Origin of the sequence: Blautia caecimuris, from assembly GCF_024622975.1 — a bacterium.
Classification (GTDB): Bacteria; Bacillota; Clostridia; order Lachnospirales; family Lachnospiraceae; genus Blautia_A; species Blautia_A caecimuris.
Genome location: NZ_JANJZT010000012.1, coordinates 42538 through 67937 on the forward strand (window position 1 = coordinate 42538; position 25400 = coordinate 67937).

Here is a 25400-nt window from a genome sequence, read left to right on the forward strand (position 1 = left end):
GATAATCTCCTTTTCTTAAATAATTATTTTTAATAATAGTAATTGTTACTGTTTTGCTATGTCTATAATCTACCATACTGTTTGCTGAATGTCAAGGGAAATTCTTAATTTTTTTCTTTCTTCATGCAATCTTCACACATTCCGAAGAATCTGGCGCTGCAGTCAGTAATTATGCCGTTAAAATGCTCTCCGGCCCTTTTCATAATATCCTGCATGTCTTCTGTTTCCAGATCAATGACACAGCCGCATTCTGTACACATAAAGTGACAGTGGGGCTCTACCCGGCCGTCAAAACGATCTGCGCCGCCAAAGCTGGCAAGTTTTTTGATCTCACCAAGATCAGAAAGCAGAGAAAGATTTCTGTACACAGTTCCAAGGCTGATATTTGGATAGATAGATTTCATGTTTTCATATACCGTATCAGCTGTGGGGTGGTCTGTGCGTGTCATCAGAAATTCCTTGATGGATTCGCGCTGTCTGCTGTATTTTAATGCAGCCATAGGCACACTCCTTTCTCCTGTAATAACAATAATGGTTATTGATATTATAATAAAACAGTACTGTATTTGTCAAGAAAATTATCGGATTATCTTTAATAAGTCTTTTGTTTGGTTCCTTAAAAATGTGTTAAACAGGAAATTTTCTTATCCAATATCAAAGGCCAGATGTTTTATGATTCAGATATGTCGAAAAGATAAAATAACTGATTTAGAATCTCTGGGATAAGAAAACTTTCTGAGCGGATTTTTGTTAAAGTATAACAGGCCTTTGGGAAACTTCCCAAAAGCCTGATTAAAGTTGAATTATATGATTAACTATCTGGGTTTTTATGGAAAAGAGATTCTGTAAAAGGTAGCCCAAGTAAAGTTAAAAAGGGAATATATGTCATGATATGTCTTGGATGGGCTTCCCAAAGTGCGGTGAATAAAATTGTTCCGCCCCAGTATATAACCAGAATCAACTGCATAAGTGTCATCTTTTGTCTGCTGTAAAGAAGCCCCAGAAATATTAATACAATAATCGTCAAATTATATGCCTGCAGAATGCCCTTGGTTACACTCATATATGGACCTGCAATAACCTGATATAAAAAAGTGTCCTCTTTTACATTTTTTACATACTGGTAATATCCTCTTGTTCCAATACCCCATATGGCTTCTTTTTTTAAAAGCAGGAGAATATTGCCGGACAGACCGTTTTCTTTCAGATTTTTACAGTAGGCTTCCCAAGTTTTCTGCTGTCTTTCTTTATAATTTTGAAAGGATTTTGTATACTTTACATCGTTCCCGTCATATGTTCCGCTGTCATGGCTTCCCATCATCAAAAAGTGTGTTACAGGGACGGCCCGTTCGGATGTGTCAAATTTAACATGATAATTATAGGCTGCTCCATACATAAGCTCTACAACCAAAAAAGCAGTACTAAACAGAACCGCCAGCCGGAAAATCTGTTTCCAGAGCCTTTTGTAAATCAACGCCACAGCAATGGCTATCAGGATAATCAGCGCAACAACGCGAACTTTGCCTGCAATGGCAAATAATATTCCTGCAAGGAATAACAGCAGATATTTTTTTGCTTTTTCTGACTGATAAGCCGTTACTAGGCATAATACAGCTGCAATGCTTAATGGAATTGAAACAGTATCAGTGTAATAGTAAGAAGCATATACAAAAAACAGCGGGTTACAGAGCATAATAATTTTATAGAAAAAGGCGGTTTTATAGTTATGGGTAAGCTTGTCCGCTAGACGGAAAAAGCACAAAAAACCAATCCAAATCATAATAACATTAAATAATCCGCCGACAATGCTGTATTGAAAGGCTTCTCCCATAATTATTTTACCAATATAAAATACCCAATATATGATGATTGCAATAGGGATATTATTGGTATAAAAGGAAAAGTAGTCTTCATTGGTAAATTCATGAGTTCCTTTTTCTAACATGTCCAGAGACTGTTCAATAATATGAGATAAATCTACATTTGGCTGTAATTGTAAGGAGAATATTTCTATAATATACAAGACAAAAATAAAAACAGCCAGTACCCTGAATATTTTATTTAAAAAAGCTTCTGGTAAACGGATGCATAATACCCAGATAATTGTGAAGAATCCACCAACAACCAGAATGCCACAAAAATACGCTGTCATTGTAACATGATCCGGTCTTACAATCGCATCCATAAAACTGGACATTATTACAAATACAGAAAACAATAACAGAAAAAATACTGCTGTTTTTTCGATAAAATTATTCTTTTTCATTTTCCTCTTTTGTTCTTTCGCTAATTATATATCTAGGTTTTGGCTTGGCTTCCAGATATATTTTTCCCATATAGGTTCCTATAACTCCAAGGCAGATCAACTGTATTCCACCAAGCAGACATATAATACAGGTCATGCTTGCTCAGCCGACTACTGTCTTTCCCATGAGCTGTTGATACACTGCCTATATTGCGCCAATAAAGCTGACGCTAGAAATAAATATACCAAAACTTGTAATAATAGTTAATGGCTTGACACTTAAACTGGTGCTTCCCTTAAAGGCAAGTGTCAGCATTTTGTTTAGAAGATAATGGCCTTTGCCGGCCATCCGACTGTTTCTGGTATAATAAGTACAGGTGCTTTTGAATCCGACCAATTGTATCATTTCTCCCAGGAACAGACATACCTTTTTGAATTTTACCAGCTCTTTTATGATTTTCCAGATAGTATTACTGCTTCCATCATTTACAAACAAAATACGACTGTCCCTATGGATTTTTTTCTTATGGATCAAATCTTATATTTGTGCCCAGAAACATTTTGGATGTAATTGGCAATATCTGTTCTTCGTTGTAACTTGAAACAACGATTACTAAATTTAGGTTCCACTTTTTTACCCATTGTATTTCCTTTTTGTATTTATTATTATAAATGTTTAAAATTTGTTCTTCAATGGAAATTTGGCTGTATTAATCTTACTGGACGTCCAGACGTGACAGATGTTCTACCAGGATTTTTCGTATACCGGAATATTCTCCCAGTCCTTTTAAAACAGGTTCTACCTCATAGCCGGCTGATTTAAACTGGCTGTACCAGGATTCCGGATCATCCCCGGCCATATCATTTTTTGCATGGTCTCCGGCTACGATCATAAAAGGAGCCAGAATCACTTTGGAAGGCTGGTAGGAACGGATCATTTTCAGCAGAGTTTCCATGGAAGGGTAGGCTTCAACCGTTCCAAGGAAGATATTCGAATATCCTTTGTCTTTAAATGTATAGTCCAAAGCAGCGTAAATGGAATTGGAAAAATGCGTAGTGCCATGTCCCATCAAAACAAGAACCTGGTCTTTTTTCAGGCTGGAAAATTCGTCTGCAATGGCCTGGATCACATCCAGGCTGTCCTGTTCGCTGGTAAGCAAAGGATCGCCAAAGGAAATGGAGTGAAAATCCTCCCTGTAGGAAAGGGCGTCCTCTTTCATAAGATCGTTTTCAATACCATTGATCACATGAGTTGGCTGAATAAGAACATCAGTGATTCCATCTCTGCGCATTTGCTCCATGGCCTCTTTTACCGTATTTACATGGATCTGATCCCTGTCCTTCAGCTTTCGAATGATCATTTTGCTGGTCCATGCCCGGTAAAGGGGATAATCCGGAAAGGCTGCCTGCATTTCTTTTTCAATAGCGTCAATGGTTACCTTGCAGGTATCATGGTGGCTGGTTCCGAAGCTTACAGCCAGAATTGCTTTTTTTCTGTTTTCAGTCACGATGTTGTTTCCTCCGTAATGTGGGTTTAAATTAATATCAGAAATGTAGGTTTCAAGCGTTTTTAAATTGCGGGGAAGAGGCAGGGAAGCCTTTAAAATCCCTTTTTTACAAAGACTTTCAAAAAGCTCCAGAACAGCAGGCGTTTCCAGGTTTGTTTTTTTCAGAGCGCCCCGGTTTCCAAAAACCTGAGCGGGAGTTCCCTGCATCAGTACCTTTCCTTCATGAAAAAGCATAACCTCGTCCGCCCATTCGTAGGCATAGTTGACGTCATGAGTTGCCATCAGCACAGTGATGCCCTGTTCTGTCAGCTGCTCTACGATATGATTTACCATTGTGGTATGGCGGGGATCCAGAGCAGCGGCAGGCTCGTCCAGAATGATAATATCCGGATGCATGACCAGAATATCTGCAATGGAAACCTGTTTTTTCTGACCTCCGCTTAAGGCGTGGGTGGGCTTATGGCGGAAAGGAGTGATCTCCAGATATTCGATCACATCCTCCACCTCTTTTTTTGCCTGTTCTTCCGGAACCCCAAGATTAAGAATCCCAAAAGAGATTTCCTGAAAAACGCTGGCAGAAAAGAGCTGATTGTCAGGATCCTGGAATACAATCCCTACCTTGCTGCGGAGCTTCAGAAGATCTTTCTTTTTATAACCCACTTCCTCTCCGTTAAAGTACAGCTTTCCTGACTGAGGCTTCAGGATTCCGGTACAGCAAAGAAAAAAAGTAGATTTTCCACTGCCGTTTGCCCCCATAAAGGCTACTTTCTGTCCCCGTCTGATTTCCAGGGAAAGTCCGTTAAGGGAGTGGGAGTTGTTGTCATCATAGGAAAAGTAAAGCTCATCGGCTTTTAAAATAATATCTGGATTCATAAATAAAATCTCCTCCACAGAGCAAATAAAAATAATGCGCCGTCAAACAGGATAATAGCCAGAATCACCTTTTTTTTAGGCGGGCGGGATTCTGACAGAACATGGATAGTTCCGTCATAACACCGGGCTTCCATTGCGTCATAAAGGCGGTTGGAGCGGCTGATGGCGCGTATCATCAGAACAGACCCCATCATACCGAAGGACTTCAGAGCTGTCCGGTAGTTTTTATTTCCAAGCCTGCAGTCCTGAGACATGGAAATCGCGCTGGCAGTTTCCAGCAGAACAAAAATAAAACGATAGATCAGAAGCATAAGCTCGATCAGTATTTTGGGACAGTGCAGTTTCTTTAACACATCCAGGATATCCGGTACCGGAGTGGTAAAGGAAAGAAAGTACAGGCAGGAAACCGCTGCAAGTGCAGTAAGGATCAGCTGCAGGGCATACAGGCAGGAATCCAGACTGGAGGTAAGATACCATGTTCCCACAGAAATGGCGAACAGATCCAGAGGAGTTTTCCGGATATTCAGTATAATAGCCACAGTGCTTAAAAGTAAAAAGGCCAGTGGGGCAGTAAGGAACTTCAGATAGCGAAAAACAGGGACCCCACCATAAAAAACGGTAAGAATCCCTGTTGCTGCTAAAACAATCCCTGCCACTGCCGCGGAACGACTCATTACGCAGATACACAGCGTAATCACAGCAAAGGCAAATTTTTCACCGGCATTTTCATATCTAAGCTTTGACTGATAACAAAGCTTGTCAATGACAATCATAAAAATCTCCTTTCATCAGAGAAGGCCGGATTTTGATCATTGATCCTTCATCCATTTTTTGCGTTCTACAAAACGTCCCATTATAAAGGCGATAATTCCGACTCCGATACCTGTCTGGATACAGAAAAGGAGACTTTCCACCTCGCCCGGAAGCTCTCCGCCAAGAAGCTGTTCAAAAACAGGCGTAGCCCATGGCTCATAAGAGGAATCGACTTCTTCCACAACAACACTTCCGGCATCGTCAGAACCGCCGAACTCGGCATCCTTCAGTACAAACAGCGGGACAAAAGCAATCAGAAAAATGACAACGATTGCAGCGATTACAGTCTTTTTCATATTATTTTGCCTCCTTCAGAATTCCCATTGCGCGAAGCTCCGGTTTTGCATAGGTTTCAAGACCCATGAAAATTACTACAGTGATGATACCTTCGATAATGGCAAGAGGTACCTGTGTTGGTGCGAAAATAGCCATGAATTTGCCCAGGGCAGCTCCGAAGGTAGTGTCTGCGTTATGAGCAAGGGCAAGCTGGCCGGCTGTGACGCAGTAGGTAAACAGATCGCCCAAAGCAGCCGCAAGGAAAACAGCAACCCGTTTATTTACATTCATTTTTTTGCACAGAACATAGATTCCATAAGAAACAAACGGACCGGCAATAGCCATGGAAAAGGTGTTTGCTCCAAGTGTGGTAAGTCCTCCGTGTGCCAGAAGAATCGCCTGGAACAGAAGAACGATCAGTCCCAGAATGGAAACAGCGGCCGGACCGAAGAGAATGGCTCCGAGACCGGTTCCGGTCATATGTGAGCAGCTTCCTGTGACGGACGGTATCTTCAGTGAAGAAATCACAAAGATAAAGGCGCCGGACATGGCCAGCATGGTGATCAGGTTTCTGTGTTCATTCAGAGTCTTTTTTATGGACATAAATCCTGCAATAAGAAAGGGTACGCATAAAACACCCCATGCGATGCAAAAGCTTCCCGGAAGATAACCCTCCATGATATGCATGGCACTGACGTTTGGAACAATGCCGAAAGCAAGAGCAAAGGCTCCGGCAAGTACAAGAATTTTCTTTTGTTTTTTACTCATTTTCTTCTCCCTTCTGATCAAACAGAACTAAAATAAAAAAACCTGTGCGGTTATACCGACAGGCCATCAGAAGAACAAGAGGTAATAGCAGGAAAATAGAATTGATCTGCTATGAGCCAACCTGTTCTTACACAAGGCCATCGTTCGTAACCTGTGTAAATTTCATGTAAAAGGCAGGCCTTCTGACTTGGGCATCATCACTGCATTTCGTCTTCCCGGGTATCTTCAGATATTCAGTGACATAATGAAATGCGGCTCTTCCGTTACAGCGGCGTGACCGTGTGAGACTTTCACTCAACTTTCCTATTCTCCTGCATAAGCAGACACCGTTTTACATTCAATTCTGAATTTATTGTAGCATAAACCCCAGTGTTGTCAAGGAAAAACGCAGCAGGGATGCAGGAAACCGCAGCGGTCTTTTTTTCTGGATGACACTGTGATATACTGGTTCAGGAATGAAAAAAACATAAGAAATTCTTAATAATTTACCCCTTTTATCTTAAACACCATTTGATATTCTTAGTATAACGAATCACAGAAAAGAGACTGTGATCCGGTGTGAATTTAATTTTGTTTCAGGAGGTACAGAGACGTGGCAGAAATACTGGTTTGTGATGATGACAAGGCGATCGTGGAGGCAATAGAGATCTATCTTTCACAGGAAGGTCATCATATTCTTAAAGCTTATGACGGAGAGGAGGCTCTTCGGACACTGCGGGAAAATCCGGTAGATCTGCTGATCATTGACGTTATGATGCCAAAGCTGGACGGAATCCGGGCGACTCTTAAGATCAGAGAGGAAAACCCGCTTCCCATTATTATTTTATCCGCAAAGTCAGAGGACGCAGATAAAATCCTGGGCCTGAACGTAGGGGCGGATGACTATGTGACAAAGCCCTTTAACCCATTGGAGCTGGTGGCCAGAGTCAGATCCCAGCTTCGCAGATATACTCAGCTTGGCGCTGTATCTCAGAAAAAGGAAAATGTTTACGTAACAGGCGGACTGACTGTGGATGATGACCGCAAAGAGGTCTGTGTGGACGGAGAACCGGTAAAGCTGACTCCCATTGAGTACAGAATCCTTCTTCTTCTGGTAAAAAATCAGGGAAGAGTATTTTCTACCAATCAGATTTATGAAAATATCTGGAACGAAGAGGCAATAGCGGCAGACAATACTGTGGCAGTCCACATCCGGCATATCCGTGAAAAGATTGAGATCAATCCAAAGGAACCCAGATACCTGAAGGTGGTCTGGGGACTGGGCTATAAAGTAGAAAAGCTTTAAACGCCCGGCAGGTTATTAAGAAGAGAAATCCATATATCAGGAAGATGGAAAGGGGCATTATTATGAAGAAAAAATGGTATAGAAGCAGCGCGGTGAAAGCCGCCGCTCTGGTAGTGGGCGTTGCTTCTCTGACTGCTGCGGCAGCAGGCGGAGCGGCATCTGCAGGAATTATGAGTGAAGGCGTTCTGCCTTTTGACAAAAAGGAATATCTGGAATCCAGAAGCTTTGAGCAGAGTATGCGTCATGCCAGCTTTGATGTGCTGATCGCAGAATCAGAAAAAAGCTACATGGAATCAAAACAGGAAAACGAAGAGGTGGATCTGTGGGAGATCCTTGCAGATGAGGAAACGGATACAGAAGGCTCCTCAGGTCTTGTTTACAGGCTCGGCGACCTTGAGAAATGGGTGGAGACCGAGAACTGGGATGCTCATACAGAGGATGTTCTGGTGTGTGTGAAGCCGGATGGAAATCTGGAATATATGTATTATGAAGATTTTGAAAAAAAGATCAGAGACGGAGAACTGGGATTTCTGGTGGCAGATACCTATGGAGAATATGATGATGGGGAATATGCAGAAGGCTATACTCAGCCGGAAGAAAGCGGCAGCAAGTTTGTGGATGCGCTTTCAGCACAGGGGATTCTGGCATGTCTGAAAAACCATGATTATTCCAGCTACGGATATTATGGAGATATTAATGATTATTATGCTGAAAATATCGGAGTCCTGAATTCCGGCGTTACCGGAATTGCTGATGAGGACGGCAAGATCATTTATACAAACGTGATCAATGAATATTCCGATTATCAGATTGCAGAGGCTTTCCCGCCGGTGGGTGCAGACAGCATCCTGGATATCCTGAACGAAGAGCCCGGATGGAAGGGAAGATTTGAGGATGCCTTTTATGCCCTGAACCATGCTCTTGCTCAGGTACAGATGGAGAAGTCGGCAGAAGCTATGCTGAAAGAGCATTACGGTGAGGGAAAAACCAATTTAAGCTATATTCTGGCCCTGAATCCGGGAAGCCGGGAAGAAAAGATACAGTCCAACACAGATGCAGGAGATTATGAAAAAAGAATCCAGAAATTAAAATCCGGTCAGGATCCGTATGTTGTAGTCACTTCTTCTCCGGAAGAGCATGATACAAACATCGATATTCTGAAGAAAGACCATTACTTTAATCTGTGGCAGCATACAGTGGACAATGCAGCTGCGGATGACCGGGATATCGACTATGTATTTGCCGCCTGGGTCGATAAGGATTTTGCGGCGGACGATCTGCTGGCAGAGGACGCAGAGAATTTTGAAAAATATGCAGCTTATCTTACGCCTTCCATGGCGGTATGCGGCGCAGGGAGCCTGATCTTTCTGATCTGCCTTATTATTCTTACTGCCGGCGCAGGAAGAAACAATGAAAAAGAAGAGGTACAGCTGAATTTCTTTGACCGCTGGTATACAGAGATCGGCGCAGCAGCTGTATGTGCTGTGTGGGCAGTTCCTGTATTTCTGTTTCTGGGGCTTGGGATCAATGTAGACTATGTGGATAAACTGAAATATATTGTGGCAGCAGTGGCTGGTCTGGGAGCCTGGACCGCAGTGATGTTTTTGGGCGGCTGGATGAGTCTGGTACGTCGTATAAAAGCAAAAACTTTCTGGAAAAACAGTGTTCTGAGAAAAGTTTTTGGCTTGCTGAGAAAGCTTTTAAGTCTGCTCAAGAAGTTTTGCCTTAAGATTGTGAAAGGCTGCAGAAGGTTTGTTGATTTTTTCGCGGAAAACACAGCCAGCAGGATTAAAATGGCTCTGCTGTTCGGAGGATTCTGTTTCTTCCAGTTTATAATATGGACAGTGATACTTTGCGGCGGAGTGATTCTTCTTCCGGTTGTTGTGGCAGTGGATATTCTGGGACTGATCTATTTTCTCAGAAAAGCCAGAGGACGGGAGCTGATCCTGGATGGGCTGAAACGTATTACAGACGGTGAGCTTCAGTATAAGATTCCTCTTGATAAGCTTACCGGAGAGCAGAGACAGATCGCTGAATATATTAACCGGATCGGAGAGGGACTTGACGCGGCAGTGGAGGAAAGCCTGAAAAATGAAAGGATGAAGACAGAACTGATCACAAACGTATCCCATGATATCAAGACGCCTCTTACTTCCATTATCAATTATGTAGATCTTTTGAAACGGGAAAATCCTCAGGATCCGAAGATCCAGGGATATCTGGAGATCCTGGAGGAAAAGTCACTGAGACTGAAAACCCTTACTGAAGATGTTGTGGAGGCATCCAAGGCAAGCACAGGAAATATTTCACTGGAAATGGCAGATCTTAATTTTGTAGAGCTTGTTCATCAGGTGATCGGAGAATTTGAGGAACGGTTCCAGGAAAAAAATCTTTCCATGATGGTACATTTTGATCAGGATGAAGCGATCATCTGCGCAGACGGAAGAAGAATGTGGCGTGTTCTGGAAAATGTTTTTGGAAATGTTGCAAAGTACGCTATGGACAACACAAGGGTTTATGCAGAAATCAGAGTAAATAAGCCAAATGTTACATTTTTCCTGAAAAATATTTCTTCTCAGCCTCTGAATATTTCTGCAGACGAGCTGACAGAGAGATTTATCAGAGGAGATGTGTCCAGAAATACAGAAGGCAGCGGACTGGGACTTTCCATTGCAAAAAGCCTGACTGAGCTTCAGGGCGGGGAGTTTAAGCTTTATCTGGACGGAGATCTCTTTAAAGTGACAATTACGTTTAAGGTAAAAGAAAAATGATAATTTTCGATACTGTCTGAGACAGTGGAAAGAACCCTCTGAAAAATAAGAGATAAAATAAGCCCCCGGTATCGCTGTGATGCCGGGGGCGCTTTATGGTATCAGAATACTTTTATGAGATTATAGGAATCGTCTACAAGCAGAACATCTGCATATTTGCCCGGAGTAAGGGAACCTACTTTGTCATAGACATGAATACTTTTGGCAGGATTTCTGGTAGCTGCAAAAATAGCTGTGGATTCAGGGATACCGAATTCCATGGCTTTTTTCATGCAGTCAAAAAGATTTGTTGCAGATCCGGCAATGGTACCGTTGGACAGAGTTGCCAGACGGTCTTTCATGGTAACTTCCTGGCCGCCCAGTTCATAGGTGCCATTTTCCATTCCGGTTGCCATCATAGAGTCGCTGACCAGAACAACACGCTCGTCACCAAACATTTTAAAGGTAGTGCGCACAACACATGGATGAATGTGGAAACCGTCACAGATCAGCTCTACCATGCAGTCCTCACTGTCACATGCGGCTCCGATCACGCCAGGATCTCTGTGAGCAAAAGGAGGCATTGCGTTATAGAGATGTGTTACGTGATTTACACCAAGCTCCATGGCTTTTCTGGCACAGTCGTAATCTGCTGTAGTATGTCCGATGGAAATTACTACTTCGTCCTTTGCAGCCTGAATAAATTCAAAGGCGCGGTCTACATTAGGAGCAAGTGTTACCAGTCTGATCTGGTTTCCGGAAGCCTCGTTGCACTGACGGAAAAAGGATACGTCAGGAACACTGATATACTCAGCGGCCTGAGCGCCTTTTTTGGCAATGTCGATCAGCGGGCCTTCCATATTAACGCCAATAATGCGGGCAAGCTTATCGTCCGGTTCCACCTTTGTTGCGGTGGCAAAGATGTCCATAAGTCTGTCCTTTGCAAGTGTCATGGAAGTAGGACAGTAGGAGGTGATTCCGTGTTCTTTTTCATATTTCAGAATTACTTTCAGGCCTTCCGGGTCGGCATCGCAGAAATCATGTCCGAAAGCGCCGTGGCTGTGAACGTCCACCAGTCCGGGAAGAACCGTTAACCCTTCAGCGTCGTATTCGGTTTTGTCAGATACTTCTGTCTCGGAAGCAGCCAGTCTGCCATTTTCAATGTACAGATCTTTTTTTACAAAGCTTCCGTCTTCCTGAAATACAAGTCCGTTTTTAATAATCATAATATTATCTCCTTGATTTTTAAGATGCAGTTATGCTGATGATTCTATTATAAGTCTTTGACAAAATTAATTCAATCTGAAGATTATAAAGAGAAAGAACTTTCAAAGTGCATACATATTTGAAAAAATTATACAAAAAATAGATAGTAAAATTGTGCGAGATGCTGAATAGGATGAAAGAACTTTCTTAAAATAAAAATCTATTGAAAAAACTTTCGAAAGCGTTATACTATGTGCAGAAATTGCGAAAGCGGAAAGGAGAGCACGATGGAAAAAAAATTAGAGCAGATCAAGGGACATCTGATAGTATCCTGTCAGGCGCTTCCTCATGAGCCTCTTCATTCTTCCTTTATTATGGGCAGAATGGCAAGAGCGGCAGCGGAAGGAGGAGCAATGGGAATCCGGGCCAATACCAGGGAGGATATTGAGGAAATCAAAAAGAACGTAGATCTTCCTGTTATTGGAATTGTAAAAAGAGATTATCCGGACAGCAAGGTGTATATTACTCCTACCATGAAGGAAATTGATGAGCTTATGGAAGTAAAGCCGGAAATTATAGCTGTTGACGCTACCATTTCTTTAAGACCGGGAAATGTGACTCTGGATGAATTTTACCATCAGATCCGTGAAAAATATCCGGAGCAGATGCTTATGGCAGACTGTTCTACAGTAGAAGAGGCGCTTCATGCAGACGAGCTTGGATTTGATTTTATTGGAACGACTATGGTTGGCTATACAGAGCAGAGTAAGGGAGACAGGATCGAGGCTAATGACTTTGAGATCATCCGTACAATTTTAAGTAAGGTAAAACATCATGTGATCGCAGAAGGAAATATCAACACACCGGAAAAAGCCAGAAGAGTGGTGGAACTGGGCTGTTACAGTGTGGTTGTAGGTTCTATTATCACAAGACCTCAGCTGATTACAAAATCTTTTACAGAAGAAATGAAAAAAGCAGAGAAATAAATCATAAGGGAATACCCCAGGAGGAATGTTATTATGAGTAAATTGGATAAGTATAAAGGAATTATTCCGGCTTTTTATGCATGCTATGACGCAGAAGGCAATGTAAGTCCGGAAGGTGTTCGCGCTCTCACCCGTTATTATATTGACAAGGGAGTAAAGGGCGTTTATGTAAATGGTTCTTCAGGCGAATGTATTTATCAGAGTGTAGAAGAACGTAAGCTTATCATCGAAAACGTAATGGCTGTGGCAAAAGGAAAATTAACCGTGATCAACCATGTTGCCTGCAACAATACGAAGGACAGTGTGGAGCTTGCAAAGCATTCTGAAAGCGTAGGAGTTGATGCGATTGCGTCCATTCCGCCTATTTATTTCAGACTTCCGGAGTACTCTATTGCAGCGTACTGGAATGAGATCAGCGAGGCAGCGCCGAACACAGACTTTATTATTTATAACATTCCTCAGCTTGCAGGAACAGCGCTTACAATGAGCCTGTTTGCAGAAATGATGAAAAATCCAAGAGTAGTGGGCGTAAAAAATTCTTCCATGCCTACACAGGATATCCAGATGTTTAAATCAGCAGGGAAGGCTGCAAAGGGCGAGTTTGTAGTATTTAACGGCCCGGATGAGCAGTTTGTGGCAGGACGTGCAATTGGCGCTGACGGAGGAATCGGCGGAACCTATGGAGTGATGCCGGAACTGTTCCTGAAATTAAATGAACTGATCGTAGCCGGCGAAAGAGATACTGCAGCAGCTCTTCAGTATGACATTAATGAGATTATTTACAAAATGTGCTCCAGCCATGCAAACATGTATGCAGTGGCAAAAGAGATTCTCCGCATAAATGAAAATGTAGACCTGGGCGGTGTGCGTAAGCCTCTTGAAAATCTTCAGGAAGCCGATAAGGCGGTTGCAGCAGAGGCAGCAGCAATGATAAAAGCAGCAAAGGATAAATATCTGGCTTAAATGCCAGATGAGAGGGAGGTAATTTATGCAGGGATTTACAGTGATTGATCTTGTTATTCTGATCGTATATCTGGCTGCGGTTTTGTTTGCAGGCCTTCATTTTGCAAAAAAAGAAATGAAGGGAAAAGAATACTTTAAGGGTGACGGAACAGTGCCGTGGTGGGTAACTTCTGTTTCCATTTTTGCAACACTTTTAAGCCCGATCTCTTTCCTGTCTCTGGCAGGAAACTCGTATGCGGGAACATGGATCATGTGGTTTGCACAGCTTGGCATGCTTCTGGCAATTCCGGTAACCATCCGTTTCTTCCTGCCAATTTACAGCAAGCTGGATATTGATACTGCCTATCATTATCTGGAACTGCGTTTTAAAAGCAAAGGACTCCGTGTTCTGGGCGCAGTAATGTTTATTGTATATCAGATCGGACGTATGTCCATTATTATGTATCTGCCGTGTATGGTGCTGTCAAATCTTATGGGAATCAATGTAAATATCCTGATCATTATCATGGGTGTGATCGCGATTATCTATTCCTATACAGGCGGACTGAAATCCGTACTCTGGACAGATTTTATCCAGGGATCCGTACTTCTGATCGGCGTTACCTTTGGCCTGTTTTTCCTGCTGTTTCATATTGACGGCGGACTCGGAGCGATTTTCCATGAGTTTACTGCAGGCCACAAATTCCTGGCAGCAGATCAGCCTATATTTGATGCAAATATTCTGAAAGACAGTGTATTTCTTCTTATCATAGGCGCCGGATTCAATACAATGGGTTCTTATGTATCCAGCCAGGATATTGTACAGCGTTTTACAACTACAACAGACAGAAAAAAACTGAACAAGATGATGCTTGCAAACGGAGCGCTTTCCATTTTTATTGCAACAGTATTCTATCTTATCGGAACAGGCTTATATGTGTTCTACAATGTACAGGGAAATCAGCTTCCTCCGGCAGCGCAGCAGGATCAGATCTTTGCATCCTGGATCGCGTTTGAGCTTCCGGTAGGTATTACGGGTCTTCTTCTTGCAGCAATCTATGCAGCGGCACAGTCTACTCTGTCCACAGGTCTGAACTCTGTGGCATCCAGCTGGACACTGGATATCCAGGAGAGACTTTCCAAGAAGAAGCTCAGCTTTGAGACACAGACAAAGATCGGTCAGTATGTATCTCTTGTTGTAGGTATTTTCTCCATTATTGTTGCCATGGTACTGGCAAACGGCGGAGTAAAATCTGCTTACGAGTGGTTTAACGGATTTATGGGACTGGTTCTCGGAATTCTGATCGGAACCTTTATTCTTGGCGCATTTACAAAGGTAGCAAATACTTTTGGCGCAACTGTAGCGTTTATTGCGGCTTCTGCAGTTATGATCTACATTAAATATTTTATTCCTGCAGACAGAGTATCTATCTGGTCCTACTCAATTATTTCTATTGCAGTATCTCTGGTGGTAGGTATTCCTGCAAGTATGATCTGGAGAAAAATAAAAGGAGATCAGTCAAAGCCGGCTCCCAATACAACTATTTACAAACATTAATCAGCAGCACAGAATCAGCCTGGTCTTTCTTCTAAGCAAGTCCAGGCTGATTATTTCAATAAAAAACAGGAGGAAAATAAAATGATATTTGGAAATATAAAAGACGTTGAGGAATATGGATTTCTGGAGGAAAACGTATTAAAATGTTTAGAGTATGCAAAAAATAATGAACTTGTGGATTTTGAAAAAGGAAGTCATGAAATAGAGGGTGACAACCTGTTTGTTAATATTGTAGAATATGAGACAACAACACCGGAAAACAGAATCTGGGAAGCGCATCGCCAGTATCTGGATCTTCATCTGATGCTGAAGGGAACAGAGGAGATTGATGTGAACTTTATTGACAATATGGTACAGAAGGAATTTGTGGAAAAAGATGATTTTCTTCCTCTGGAAGGAGAAAAAAACAGCCATGTAGTTCTTTCTGCCGGTGATTTCCTGATCTGTTATCCAAAAGACGGACACAGAACAGCTATACAGGTAAACGGACCTGAACAGATCAAAAAGGCTATTTTTAAGATCAGAATTAAATAATCAGTAAACAGATAAAGGAGCGGCAGGATGAAGGAATATATCTGTATTGATATTGGAGGCACTTCTATAAAGCACGGCGTGGTACGAGAGGACGGAACCTTTGCTGTTACAGGAGAAATGCCCACACAGGCCATGGAATATGGCGGCCCCGGGATTATGGAAAAAGCAAAGAAGATCGTTGAAGTTTACAGGGAAGAGTATCAGCCGGAAGGAATCTGCATTTCCACAGCCGGAATGGTAGACTGCGAGAAAGGAAAAATTACTTATGCAGCTCCTCTGATCCCCAACTATACAGGCACAGAAATTAAAAAAACACTGGAAGATCTGTATGGGATTCCCTGTGAAGTAGAAAACGATGTAAACTGCGCCGGCCTTGCAGAACATTTTGCCGGAGCATCAAAAGGAAGCAGCATCAGTCTTTGCCTTACTATTGGTACAGGGATCGGCGGAGCTATTATCATTGACGGAAAAGTATTTCACGGATTTTCCGGAAGCGGATGTGAGGTAGGCTATATGCATCTTCCGGGAGGCGAATTTCAGGACCTGGGAGCAAGCAGTATCCTTGTAAAAAAGACAGCGGAATATAAGCGCATAGATCCTGCATCCATCAATGGCAAATATGTATTTGAACAGGCAAAGCAGGGAGACTCTGACTGTATACGCGCCATTCAGGAAATGTGTGAGGTTCTGGGAATGGGGATCGCAAACATCTGCTATGTAGTGAATCCGGAGGTAGTAGTTCTGGGAGGCGGAATTATGGCGCAGAAAGAATATCTGAAAGATATTCTGAGAGAAAGCCTTGATAAATATCTGATTCCGTCAGTTGCCCGGCATACCCGGATGGAGTTTGCACAGAATCAGAATCAGGCAGGAATGCTGGGAGCCTATTATCATTTTCGGTCAAGACACTAAGGAACTGTCAGCCGCACATAAACCGGAAGAGGAGGGGGAGCATGGAAAATATTATTCCGCAGATGGAAGCTATTTACAGCAGCTTTACACCTTTGGAAAAAACAATAGCGGATTTTTTTATCCATAATGATGAGAAAAAAGATCTGTCATCAAAAAGTGTGTCAAAAAAGCTTTTTGTGTCAGAAGCCTCCCTGTCCAGATTTGCAAAAAAATGCGGTTATAAAGGGTATCGGGAGTTTATTTTCTGTTACAAACAGTACGAATCGGGAATGAACAGGCAGCAGGCCAGCGATAATATCAAGCTTGTTTTTAACAGCTATCAGGAACTTCTGAATAAAAGCTATTCTCTGATCGATGAAGCCCAGATAGAACGTATCGTAAAGATCCTGACAGAAAAAAAGAGAATTTATGTATATGGAAAAGGCAGCTCCGGTACAGTTGGAACAGAGATGAAGCTTCGGTTTATGCGCATCGGAGTAAATATTGAAGCCATCACAGACGAGCATATTATGAAAATGAACTCAGTTCTGCTGGATGGGGAGTGCGGCGTTATAGGAATCAGTATCAGCGGAAAAACAGAGACTGTTATAGATTCGCTTAAAGCAGCAAAAAAATGCGGTGCAGCCGTAGTACTTATGACATCCCGTAAAGAAAAGAAGTTTGAAGATTTCTGTGATGAGATCATGCTGTTTGCAGTGAAGGAAAATCTGGAAAGAGGAAAAGATATTTCTCCTCAGTTTCCCATTCTTGTTATGATTGATATGCTGTATTCCAGAATACTCCGGACAGAAGGCTTCAGAAGAAGAGAAACTCTCCATGAATATACAATGGAAGCGTTGGACGAAAAATAACAGGTGGTTCAGAGGGCGACCGGTCATTATGACTGGTCGCTTTTTATATACAAATCCGGAAGGGCATGTAACTGCGTGCAGTGAAGAGACTGGCAGGAGGGAAAGGCGCAGGCTCTGGTCAGTTTGCTGTGGGCATAACAATAAAAGTAGTTCAGGGGCAGGAAATTGTGATATATTTGCAGAAAAAGAAAGGCTTATAAGGGAGGAGCACATATGAAGGCAGGTAAATTAAACGGACAGATAACAATAGGAGTATTTTCATCTTCATCTCCTGTTTCGGCAACAGTTCCGGTACGTTATGACCGGGGCATAGAGTATTTAAAGTCCAGAGGCTATGAGATGATACACGGAAGTTTACAGGGAAAACAGGATTTTTACAGATCAGGAACTATTCAGCAGCGGGCAGAGGAATTTAATAATCTGCTGTATAACGAAAAAGTGCAGATTTTGATGGCATCCATTGGAGGAAATAACACAAATTCGATTCTTCCGTATATTGATTATGAATATTTGAAAAAACATCCGAAAATAATTATCGGGTATTCAGATACCACTGCGCTGCTTCTTGCCATTTATGCGAAAACCGGACTGGTGACATTTTACGGTCCTGCAGTAGCGTCTTCCTTTGGGGAGCTGCCGCCTTTTGTGGACCGGACTTTTGAGTACTTTGATTCCATGGTAAAAGGCAGGATCACCTGTCCCTATGATTATCCGATGCCGGAGTTCTGGACAGATGAATTTATTAAATGGGATGAACAGGATCGTTCAAAGGCACAGTACAAAAATGACTGGATCTGCGTAAAGACGGGAATATGTCAGGGAAGGCTCATCGGTGGAAACTTGAATACCATGGAGGGATTTTTTGGAACAGAGTATATGCCTGAGATCCGGAAGGGAGATATTTTGTTTATAGAGGATTCCCTGAAGGATGCATGTACCATTGAGCGTTCCTTCTCATTGCTGAGGCTTGCCGGAGTATTTGACAGGGTAAGTGGAATTATCCTGGGAAAACATGAGAAATTTGACGATAACGGAACAGGAAGAAAGCCTTACGAAATTCTGCAGGAGGTTCTGGGAGAAACAGAGATTCCGGTTCTGGCAGAGTTTGACTGCTGTCATACACATCCCATGTTTACACTGCCTCTTGGCTGCCAGGTAAGACTGGATGCGGAGAATAAAACTGTTTCCCTGCTGGAAAGTCCGTTTGTACAGTGAGATCGGAGAAGGCAGTTTCTTTTTTTACATTTGTGAAGGCGTCTGAGGTAAAGGATGTGAAAAAGTATAATCATGCAGTGTCAGTTTTGTGGAGTGCAGGTACAGTTTTATTTGAAATACTGGGGATTCCGCTGCTGTTTATCAGGCAGAATTCGCCCTGGGCAATTTTTCTGGTGCTGGGAACAATGTTCTGGGTAATAGGAATCAGCGTTGCGTATATGCGGATTGAAGCCAGGTATAAAAAGTAAAGCCGGGCAGGCAGGAGGCACAGACGGCATCTGAAAGCCGGGGGAAAATCAGGATGTAAAGTCAGTTCGGGAGAATTTCTCTCAGGGTTTTATAAAGATGACAAACTTCTTCCGGTAATTACGCTTGTAATTCACTTTGGACCAGAGGAATGGGATGCTCCAATGGGGCTGCATGATATGATAAAGATTGAAGATCCGGAACTTTTATCATACATTCCAGACTACAGGATTAATCTGATCTCCCCATATAGTATTTCGGATATAAGCCTGGATCAGTTTCATACCAGCCTCCGGGAAGTGATTTTATTTATTAAATATTCAAAAGATAAAAACCGGCTTCGCAAAATTGTAACTGCAGATCCACATTTTTTGTCTGTGGACAGGAAAGCCGGACAGGTGATAAAGATACTGACAGGAAGTGATTTTGAGATCAGGGAAGAGGAGGAAAAAATTGATATGTGTAAGGCTCTTGAGGATCTTAAGGAAGAAGGGCGTCAGGAAGGGTGGCAGGAAGGACGCCAGGATGGCATTAGAAAGCTCATCCTGAAAATACTGGCCAAAAACCAGTTTTCTTATGAGGAAATTGCAGACATGACAGAAATGTCTGTAGAGGAAATCATGGAAATTGACAGGTCAGCTGCCGGACAGCAGTAAAAGGTTCGGATAAACAAAGTTTTATCTTGGGTAAAGCATGTATTTTGGGGCTGTTTTCTGCTGAAATCATGAAAATGTAATTTGCTAAATCCTTATAAATATGCTAGTATTTAAAGAGCGATTCGTACCTGTCAGGCATTGGCATGTCTGCCTGACAGAGACGGCAGTTTATCATTTACAAAATACCCCAGGAGGATTTTTTATAATGGAAAAGCAGAAGTATTATATTACAACAGCTATCGCTTATACTTCCGGTAAGCCTCATATCGGAAATACCTACGAGGCTGTTCTGGCAGATGCCATTGCACGCTACAAAAGACTGGAAGGATATGATGTATTTTTCCAGACAGGAACAGATGAGCATGGCCAGAAAATCGAGCTGAAAGCAGAAGAAGCAGGAATTACACCTAAGGAATTTGTTGATAATGTATCCGGCGAGATCAAAAATATCTGGGATCTGATGAACACTTCCTATGACAAATTCATTCGTACTACAGACGAAGACCACGAGAAACAGGTTCAGAAGATCTTCAAAAAAATGTATGCAAAGGGCGATATTTACAAGGGACATTATGAGGGAATGTACTGTACTCCCTGTGAGTCCTTTTTTACAGAGAGTCAGCTTGTAGACGGCAAATGTCCTGACTGCGGACGTCCCTGTGTTCCGGCTAAGGAAGAGGCATATTTCTTCAAAATGAGTAAATATGCAGACCGCCTTATTGAGCACATCAAGACACATCCTGAGTTTATCCAGCCGGAGTCCCGTAAAAACGAGATGATGAACAATTTCCTTCTTCCGGGACTTCAGGATCTCTGTGTTTCCAGAACTTCCTTTAAATGGGGAATTCCGGTAGATTTTGATCCGAAGCATGTTGTTTATGTATGGCTTGACGCTCTTACAAACTATATCACAGGAATCGGATATGACTGCGACGGAGACAGCACAGAGCAGTTCGGTAAGCTGTGGCCGGCAGATCTTCATCTGATCGGTAAGGATATTATCCGTTTCCATACAATTTACTGGCCTATCTTCCTGATGTCACTGGATCTTCCGCTTCCCAAGCAGGTATTCGGTCATCCATGGCTGTTACAGGGCGATGGAAAAATGAGTAAATCCAAGGGAAATGTGCTTTATGCAGACGAGCTTGTGGATTTCTTTGGAGTAGATGCAGTTCGTTACTTTGTGCTTCATGAGATGCCGTTTGAGAACGACGGCGTGATCACCTGGGAGCTGATGGTGGAGCGTCTGAACTCCGAGCTTGCCAATACTCTTGGAAATCTTGTAAACCGCACCATTTCCATGTCTAACAAATATTTCGGCGGCGTAGTGGAAAACAAAAATGTAACAGAGCCTGTTGATGAGGATATGAAAGCTTTTGTACTGGCAGCGCCGGGCAAGGTTGCAGCCAAGATGGAGAAGCTCCGTGTGGCAGACGCCATGACAGAGGTATTCAGTCTCTTTAAACGCCTGAACAAATACATTGACGAGACAATGCCGTGGGCTCTTGCAAAGGAAGAGGACAAGCAGGACCGTCTTGCAACTGTGCTCTATAATCTTGTAGAGGGAATCACCATAGGAGCAGCTCTTCTGGAGGCATTTATGCCGGAGACAACAGAGCGTATTCTTGCACAGCTTAATGCTGAAAAACGCAGTTTTGAATCACTGGATACTTTTGGCCTGTATCCGTCCGGCAATAAGGTTGTAGAAAAACCGGAAATTCTGTTTGCCCGTCTTGATCTTAAAGAGGTAATGGCAAAGGTAGAAGAGCTCCACCCGCCTGTACAGGAAGAAAAGGAAGAGGAGTCCGGAATTGATCTTGAGCCAAAAGCAGAGATCACATTTGAGGATTTTGAGAAGCTGCAGTTCCAGGTTGGCGAGATCATTGCCTGTGAGGCAGTAAAAAAATCCAAAAAGCTTCTTTGCTCTCAGGTAAAGATCGGAAGTCAGGTTCGCCAGATCGTATCCGGAATCAAAGCCCATTACACCCCTGAGGAAATGGTAGGCAAAAAGGTTATGGTAGTTACCAACCTGAAGCCTGCGAAGCTTGCAGGAGTTATGAGTGAGGGAATGATCCTCTGTGCAGAGGATGCAGAAGGCAATCTTGCCCTTATGACACCGGAGAAAAACATGCCGGCAGGAGCAGAAATCTGCTGATAAAACGGAACTTTATTAAGAGTAGAAATTTATGTTTGCGGAGGAAAGAATTTTTATTTTTTGTTATCCGCAGACGATGAATATGAGAAAAGGCAGATCATGTGTTGTGTTTCCTGGTAAACATTGCAAGGCATTATGATTCTGCCTTTTTTCTGTATCTGAAAATGGCTGACAGCCAAATATAAATTTGCAGTTTTATACTATGCTGCTCTGCTTGACGTACCTCTCTAAATTTTCTATACTAGAGGGAGTATAAGGAGGTTGTATTGATGGGGAAGGAATTCAGCCATTTTGATCATAAAGGAAATGCAGTGATGGTGGATGTTTCCGGTAAGGAGCCCACTTTTCGGACAGCTGTAGCCACAGGCTATATTTCCGTGGGAGCAGAAATCATGGCGGCGGTTACGGGAGGAAATGTAAAAAAAGGCGATGTTCTCGGCGTAGCCAGAGTAGCAGGGATCATGGGGGTGAAGCAGACTTCTTCTCTGATTCCAATGTGCCATCCGCTGCCAATCCAGAAGTGTGCAGTTGATTTTGAACTGGATCAGGAAAACAGCCGGATCCATGCGTACTGTACGGTAAAGACAGAGGGCAAAACCGGGGTGGAGATGGAGGCTCTGACAGGCGTACAGACAGCGCTTCTGACAATTTACGACATGTGTAAGGCTATTGACAAGCATATGGTAATGTCGGAGATCCATCTTGTAGAAAAAACAGGAGGAAAAAGCGGAGATTTCCGTTTTAAGGACAAATGATAGACCGTTGTGGAAGAACGATAGATTATCTTCGGATCTCGGTGACAGACCGCTGTAATCTCCGCTGTATTTACTGTATGCCGGAAAACGGCGTCAAGCTGGTGGAGCGAAGTCAGATCCTTCGGGAGGAAGAAATCATAAGAATCAGCCGGGTTATGGCACAGCTTGGAATTACCAGGATCAAGCTGACCGGAGGAGAACCGCTGGTACATGTAAGGATGCCGGAGCTGGTATGTCAGATCAAGGAGATTCCGGGAATTAAAAAGGTAACCCTGACTACCAATGGAACTCTTTTAAAGGAGCAGATGAAGGAACTTGCAGAGGCGGGGCTGGATGCAGTGAATATCAGTCTGGATACTCTGAACAGAGACTGCTTTCAGAAGATCACAAGAAGAGATCTTTTAAATGAAGCTCTGGAGGGGATTCAGGAGGCCCTGCGCTATCCGGGTATTTCTGTGAAGATCAACTGTGTTCCTCTGGGAATAGAGGGGCAGGATCTCTGTGAGATTGCAGAGCTTGCCCGGAAATATCCGGTTCATGTGCGTTTTATTGAAATGATGCCTATTGGCTGCGGTATGGAATTTAAGGGAATGTCAGAAGAGGAACTGACAGAGCTTCTGGAAAAGCGCTTTGGGTCTCTGACTCTTTATCAGGGAGAACCTCTTGGAAACGGGCCGTCCAGATATTATGAAGCACAAGGATTTGAAGGAAAACTGGGCTTTATCAGTGCAGTCAGCCATAAGTTCTGTAAAGACTGTAACCGGATCCGCCTGACCTCTCAGGGATATCTGAAAACCTGCCTTCAGTATTCGGCGGGAAAGGATTTAAGAGAGATTATAAGAAACGGCGGCACAGATGAGGAACTGACAGAAGCAATTCTGGAGGCACTGGAACAGAAACCGGACGGACATCAGTTTTTGGAAAAGGCACAGGCAGACGACACAGAAAAGCTCTGTATGTCTCAGATAGGAGGGTGAAATATGAAGCGGGTAGCAATCATAACATCAAGTGATTCCGGTTACCGGGGAGAGCGGGAAGATTTAAGCGGGCCGGCAATCCGTGAAATTCTGGAAAGAGAAGGATATCAGGTAGTGTCTCTGGATATTCTTCCTGACGACAGAGAAATACTGAAAAATAAAATGGCAGAAATCGCGGATCAGGGGCTGGCGGAGCTGATCCTTACTACAGGCGGCACAGGCTTTTCGGAGAGAGATGTAATGCCGGAAGCGACAGAGGATATTATTGAGCGAAGGGTTCCGGGAATCCCGGAGGCTATGCGTGCTTACAGCATGACTATTACAAAGAGAGCAATGCTGAGCAGGGCTTCAGCAGGAATCCGCAAAAAAACACTTATCATCAATCTTCCCGGAAGTCCAAAGGCAGTACGGGAAAGTCTGGAATATATTATTGATTCTCTGGAGCACGGAATCGAAATCCTTACAGGAGAAGCGTCTGACTGCGCCCGAAAATAAAAGATTTCCGGACAGAAGCCGGGAAGACTGAGGGGCTCGGAGAGGTTTTACAGGGGAAAATCATAATAATAAAGAAGGTAATGAATTATGGGAAAAGTAATAGCAATTTGTATCAGTGAGGAGAAAGGCACACAGAAACACAGTGTACAGGAAGCGGAATTTATTGAGGACTGGGGAATCAAAGGGGATGCCCATGCCGGAAAGTGGCACAGACAGGTAAGTCTTCTTTCGTTTGACAAGATTGAAGATTTCCGTGCCAGAGGCGCTGAGGTGACAGACGGAGCCTTTGGAGAAAATATTGTAGTAGAGGGCTTTGATTTTGCCGCTATGCCTGTAGGTACAAGATTCCGCTGTAATGACGTAATTTTGGAAATGACACAGATCGGCAAAAAATGCCACCATGGCTGCGCGATTTTCCAGGCTATGGGAGACTGTATTATGCCAAGAGAGGGCGTATTTACAAAAGTAATTCACGGCGGTGTGATCCGTCCGGGAGACGAATTTCTGTGTTGTGAAAAAGGACAGGATGAATGAAAACATACAGTATTTTTGAGACACATGCACATTATGACGATGAGGCTTTTGAGCCGGACAGGGACGGGCTTTTAAGCTCTCTTCAGGGGAATGGAATCGGCACCGTGGTAAATGTGTGCGCCTCTGTGGGGGAGCTTGGGCGCACAATTACTCTCACAGAAAAGTATCCCTTTGTTTACGGCGCAGTGGGAGTGCATCCGGATGATGCGGATAAAATGACAGAGCAGACGTTAAATGAGATCCGTGAGCTTTCCCGCAGAGAAAAGATTCTTGCCATTGGCGAGATCGGGCTGGACTATTACTGGCATAAGGAAGAGGCAGCGCACGAGATCCAGAAAAAAATGTTCCGCGCTCAGATGGATATTGCCAGAGAAGAAAAGCTTCCGTTTATGATCCACAGCAGAGATGCTGCAAAGGATACTCTTGATATTGTGAAGGAGTATATGGACGAGGGTATGTACGGCGGAATCATCCATTGTTTTTCCTACGGAAAGGAAATGGCTGAGCAGTACCTGAATATGGGATTATATCTTGGAATCGGCGGAGTAGTGACTTTTAAAAATGCAAAAAAATTAAAAGAGGTTGTAGAATATGCCCCTCTTGAACAGCTTGTTCTGGAAACAGACAGTCCGTATTTAAGCCCTGAACCCAACAGAGGAAAAAGAAACAGTTCCCTGAACCTGCCCTATGTAGCCCGGGCTATTGGAGAACTGAAAGGGATTTCAGAGGAGGAAGTGATTCGCATTACAGGTCAGAATGCAGAGAAGCTTCTTTTTCATCGCATAAAATAGAGTCATATAAAATAAAATCATATAAAAAACTGCTGTGGAAATTGTTTCAGGTAAACAAAATCTGCAGCA

The 25400-nt window shown here is 43.0% G+C and carries 25 protein-coding genes, 1 pseudogene and 1 riboswitch; of the genes and pseudogenes, 17 read left to right on the plus strand and 9 right to left on the minus strand.

Features of this window, described 5'->3' with window-relative positions; translation table 11 throughout:
- Nucleotides 1-104: 104 nt before the first annotated feature.
- The 8 genes and pseudogenes from NSA57_RS09120 to NSA57_RS09155 all read right to left on the minus strand — a co-directional run bounded on the left by NSA57_RS09120 (nucleotide 105) and on the right by NSA57_RS09155 (nucleotide 6483).
- Nucleotides 105-500 (minus strand): Fur family transcriptional regulator, encoded by a 396-nt coding sequence (locus NSA57_RS09120; protein WP_022068067.1) that lies wholly within the window; start codon nucleotides 498-500, stop codon nucleotides 105-107.
- Nucleotides 501-811: 311 nt separating this feature from the next.
- On the minus strand, nucleotides 812-2266 hold the full coding sequence (locus tag NSA57_RS09125; protein ID WP_257464651.1) for a glycosyltransferase-like membrane protein: 1455 nt from the start codon (nucleotides 2264-2266) through the stop codon (nucleotides 812-814).
- A gap of 184 nt (nucleotides 2267-2450) precedes the next feature.
- A complete protein-coding gene (locus tag NSA57_RS19505) occupies nucleotides 2451-2741 on the minus strand; it encodes a hypothetical protein (protein WP_306814072.1) in 291 nt (96 codons plus the stop codon).
- 220 nt (nucleotides 2742-2961) lie between these two features.
- Nucleotides 2962-3753, minus strand: coding sequence for a sirohydrochlorin cobaltochelatase (locus NSA57_RS19780; RefSeq protein WP_257464689.1), 792 nt, complete (start codon nucleotides 3751-3753; stop codon nucleotides 2962-2964).
- Nucleotides 3754-4023: 270 nt separating this feature from the next.
- Nucleotides 4024-4626 (minus strand): annotated as a pseudogene (locus tag NSA57_RS19785) (energy-coupling factor ABC transporter ATP-binding protein); the annotation flags it as partial.
- The gene (cbiQ, locus tag NSA57_RS09145; RefSeq protein ID WP_257464652.1) at nucleotides 4623-5399 is read right to left on the minus strand and encodes a cobalt ECF transporter T component CbiQ; all 777 of its coding nucleotides are present in this window, start codon (nucleotides 5397-5399) and stop codon (nucleotides 4623-4625) included. The gene cbiQ and the pseudogene NSA57_RS19785, both read right to left, overlap by 4 nt.
- A gap of 36 nt (nucleotides 5400-5435) precedes the next feature.
- Complete coding sequence (locus tag NSA57_RS09150; RefSeq protein ID WP_178709609.1) at nucleotides 5436-5735, minus strand: energy-coupling factor ABC transporter substrate-binding protein; 300 nt, start codon at nucleotides 5733-5735, stop codon at nucleotides 5436-5438.
- A 1-nt stretch (nucleotide 5736) separates the two neighbouring features.
- Nucleotides 5737-6483: an energy-coupling factor ABC transporter permease gene (locus NSA57_RS09155; protein WP_022068071.1), complete on the minus strand. Its 747-nt coding sequence runs from the start codon at nucleotides 6481-6483 to the stop codon at nucleotides 5737-5739.
- Between the two features lie 155 nt (nucleotides 6484-6638).
- Nucleotides 6639-6830, minus strand: a riboswitch (cobalamin riboswitch).
- A gap of 245 nt (nucleotides 6831-7075) precedes the next feature.
- Between NSA57_RS09155 and NSA57_RS09160 the strand changes: the two genes are divergently transcribed.
- Nucleotides 7076-7768, plus strand: a complete 693-nt coding sequence (locus NSA57_RS09160) for a response regulator transcription factor (RefSeq protein ID WP_022068072.1) — start codon at nucleotides 7076-7078, stop codon at nucleotides 7766-7768.
- A gap of 62 nt (nucleotides 7769-7830) precedes the next feature.
- Nucleotides 7831-10539, plus strand: a complete 2709-nt coding sequence (locus tag NSA57_RS09165; protein ID WP_257464653.1) for a sensor histidine kinase — start codon at nucleotides 7831-7833, stop codon at nucleotides 10537-10539.
- A gap of 101 nt (nucleotides 10540-10640) precedes the next feature.
- Here NSA57_RS09165 and nagA read toward each other — a convergent pair whose 3' ends face one another.
- On the minus strand, nucleotides 10641-11744 hold the full coding sequence (nagA, locus tag NSA57_RS09170) for an N-acetylglucosamine-6-phosphate deacetylase (RefSeq protein WP_257464654.1): 1104 nt from the start codon (nucleotides 11742-11744) through the stop codon (nucleotides 10641-10643).
- A 267-nt stretch (nucleotides 11745-12011) separates the two neighbouring features.
- On the opposite strand from nagA, the gene NSA57_RS09175 reads away from it, so the two are divergent.
- The 15 genes from NSA57_RS09175 (at nucleotide 12012) to NSA57_RS09245 (ending at nucleotide 25331) form a co-directional block, all read left to right on the plus strand.
- Complete coding sequence (locus tag NSA57_RS09175; protein WP_257464656.1) at nucleotides 12012-12710, plus strand: N-acetylmannosamine-6-phosphate 2-epimerase; 699 nt, start codon at nucleotides 12012-12014, stop codon at nucleotides 12708-12710.
- 33 nt (nucleotides 12711-12743) lie between these two features.
- Nucleotides 12744-13673, plus strand: coding sequence for a dihydrodipicolinate synthase family protein (locus NSA57_RS09180; RefSeq protein ID WP_257464657.1), 930 nt, complete (start codon nucleotides 12744-12746; stop codon nucleotides 13671-13673).
- A 25-nt stretch (nucleotides 13674-13698) separates the two neighbouring features.
- Nucleotides 13699-15210: a sodium:solute symporter family protein gene (locus NSA57_RS09185; protein WP_257464658.1), complete on the plus strand. Its 1512-nt coding sequence runs from the start codon at nucleotides 13699-13701 to the stop codon at nucleotides 15208-15210.
- A gap of 81 nt (nucleotides 15211-15291) precedes the next feature.
- A complete protein-coding gene (locus tag NSA57_RS09190; protein WP_257464659.1) occupies nucleotides 15292-15744 on the plus strand; it encodes a NanQ anomerase/TabA/YiaL family protein in 453 nt (150 codons plus the stop codon).
- Between the two features lie 27 nt (nucleotides 15745-15771).
- Nucleotides 15772-16656, plus strand: a complete 885-nt coding sequence (locus NSA57_RS09195; RefSeq protein WP_257464660.1) for an ROK family protein — start codon at nucleotides 15772-15774, stop codon at nucleotides 16654-16656.
- A 41-nt stretch (nucleotides 16657-16697) separates the two neighbouring features.
- Entirely contained in the window at nucleotides 16698-17507 is an 810-nt protein-coding gene (locus tag NSA57_RS09200; protein ID WP_257464661.1) for a MurR/RpiR family transcriptional regulator, read from the plus strand.
- Nucleotides 17508-17720: 213 nt separating this feature from the next.
- Nucleotides 17721-18722 carry a S66 family peptidase gene (locus NSA57_RS09205; RefSeq protein ID WP_257464663.1) on the plus strand — a complete coding sequence of 334 codons (1002 nt, stop codon included), beginning with the start codon at nucleotides 17721-17723 and terminating at the stop codon, nucleotides 18720-18722.
- A 56-nt stretch (nucleotides 18723-18778) separates the two neighbouring features.
- On the plus strand, nucleotides 18779-18970 hold the full coding sequence (locus tag NSA57_RS09210; protein WP_257464664.1) for a hypothetical protein: 192 nt from the start codon (nucleotides 18779-18781) through the stop codon (nucleotides 18968-18970).
- Between the two features lie 30 nt (nucleotides 18971-19000).
- A complete protein-coding gene (locus NSA57_RS09215) occupies nucleotides 19001-19624 on the plus strand; it encodes an Rpn family recombination-promoting nuclease/putative transposase (protein WP_257464691.1) in 624 nt (207 codons plus the stop codon).
- Nucleotides 19625-19829: 205 nt separating this feature from the next.
- Entirely contained in the window at nucleotides 19830-21779 is a 1950-nt protein-coding gene (metG, locus tag NSA57_RS09220; RefSeq protein ID WP_147599488.1) for a methionine--tRNA ligase, read from the plus strand.
- A 269-nt stretch (nucleotides 21780-22048) separates the two neighbouring features.
- The gene (gene moaC, locus NSA57_RS09225; protein ID WP_147599491.1) at nucleotides 22049-22534 is read left to right on the plus strand and encodes a cyclic pyranopterin monophosphate synthase MoaC; all 486 of its coding nucleotides are present in this window, start codon (nucleotides 22049-22051) and stop codon (nucleotides 22532-22534) included.
- Nucleotides 22531-23511, plus strand: coding sequence for a GTP 3',8-cyclase MoaA (gene moaA / locus NSA57_RS09230; protein ID WP_257464666.1), 981 nt, complete (start codon nucleotides 22531-22533; stop codon nucleotides 23509-23511). The genes moaC and moaA overlap by 4 nt, the downstream gene beginning before the upstream one ends.
- Nucleotides 23512-23514: 3 nt before the next feature.
- The gene (locus NSA57_RS09235; RefSeq protein WP_147599493.1) at nucleotides 23515-24006 is read left to right on the plus strand and encodes a MogA/MoaB family molybdenum cofactor biosynthesis protein; all 492 of its coding nucleotides are present in this window, start codon (nucleotides 23515-23517) and stop codon (nucleotides 24004-24006) included.
- An 87-nt stretch (nucleotides 24007-24093) separates the two neighbouring features.
- Nucleotides 24094-24540, plus strand: coding sequence for an MOSC domain-containing protein (locus tag NSA57_RS09240; protein WP_138271613.1), 447 nt, complete (start codon nucleotides 24094-24096; stop codon nucleotides 24538-24540).
- Nucleotides 24537-25331, plus strand: a complete 795-nt coding sequence (locus NSA57_RS09245) for a TatD family hydrolase (protein ID WP_257464667.1) — start codon at nucleotides 24537-24539, stop codon at nucleotides 25329-25331. Before NSA57_RS09240 ends, NSA57_RS09245 begins: the two co-directional genes overlap by 4 nt.
- The last annotated feature ends 69 nt before the right edge of the window (nucleotides 25332-25400 follow it).

Excerpts from the sequence above, each read along its gene's own strand:
- moaC (WP_147599491.1), top strand. The coding sequence starts at position 22,049 with ATGGGGAAGGAATTCAGCCATTTTGATCATAAAGGAAATGCAGTGATG.
- NSA57_RS09195 (WP_257464660.1), top strand. The coding sequence starts at position 15,772 with ATGAAGGAATATATCTGTATTGATATTGGAGGCACTTCTATAAAGCAC.
- NSA57_RS09200 (WP_257464661.1), top strand. The coding sequence starts at position 16,698 with ATGGAAAATATTATTCCGCAGATGGAAGCTATTTACAGCAGCTTTACA.
- NSA57_RS09245 (WP_257464667.1), top strand. The coding sequence starts at position 24,537 with ATGAAAACATACAGTATTTTTGAGACACATGCACATTATGACGATGAG.
- NSA57_RS09240 (WP_138271613.1), top strand. The coding sequence starts at position 24,094 with ATGGGAAAAGTAATAGCAATTTGTATCAGTGAGGAGAAAGGCACACAG.
- NSA57_RS09165 (WP_257464653.1), top strand. The coding sequence starts at position 7,831 with ATGAAGAAAAAATGGTATAGAAGCAGCGCGGTGAAAGCCGCCGCTCTG.
- NSA57_RS09120 (WP_022068067.1), bottom strand. The coding sequence starts at position 500 with ATGGCTGCATTAAAATACAGCAGACAGCGCGAATCCATCAAGGAATTT.
- moaA (WP_257464666.1), top strand. The coding sequence starts at position 22,531 with ATGATAGACCGTTGTGGAAGAACGATAGATTATCTTCGGATCTCGGTG.
- NSA57_RS09205 (WP_257464663.1), top strand. The coding sequence starts at position 17,721 with ATGAAGGCAGGTAAATTAAACGGACAGATAACAATAGGAGTATTTTCA.
- NSA57_RS09185 (WP_257464658.1), top strand. The coding sequence starts at position 13,699 with ATGCAGGGATTTACAGTGATTGATCTTGTTATTCTGATCGTATATCTG.
- NSA57_RS09150 (WP_178709609.1), bottom strand. The coding sequence starts at position 5,735 with ATGAAAAAGACTGTAATCGCTGCAATCGTTGTCATTTTTCTGATTGCT.
- NSA57_RS09125 (WP_257464651.1), bottom strand. The coding sequence starts at position 2,266 with ATGAAAAAGAATAATTTTATCGAAAAAACAGCAGTATTTTTTCTGTTA.
- NSA57_RS09155 (WP_022068071.1), bottom strand. The coding sequence starts at position 6,483 with ATGAGTAAAAAACAAAAGAAAATTCTTGTACTTGCCGGAGCCTTTGCT.
- NSA57_RS09175 (WP_257464656.1), top strand. The coding sequence starts at position 12,012 with ATGGAAAAAAAATTAGAGCAGATCAAGGGACATCTGATAGTATCCTGT.
- NSA57_RS09235 (WP_147599493.1), top strand. The coding sequence starts at position 23,515 with ATGAAGCGGGTAGCAATCATAACATCAAGTGATTCCGGTTACCGGGGA.
- cbiQ (WP_257464652.1), bottom strand. The coding sequence starts at position 5,399 with ATGATTGTCATTGACAAGCTTTGTTATCAGTCAAAGCTTAGATATGAA.
- NSA57_RS09180 (WP_257464657.1), top strand. The coding sequence starts at position 12,744 with ATGAGTAAATTGGATAAGTATAAAGGAATTATTCCGGCTTTTTATGCA.
- nagA (WP_257464654.1), bottom strand. The coding sequence starts at position 11,744 with ATGATTATTAAAAACGGACTTGTATTTCAGGAAGACGGAAGCTTTGTA.
- NSA57_RS09190 (WP_257464659.1), top strand. The coding sequence starts at position 15,292 with ATGATATTTGGAAATATAAAAGACGTTGAGGAATATGGATTTCTGGAG.
- metG (WP_147599488.1), top strand. The coding sequence starts at position 19,830 with ATGGAAAAGCAGAAGTATTATATTACAACAGCTATCGCTTATACTTCC.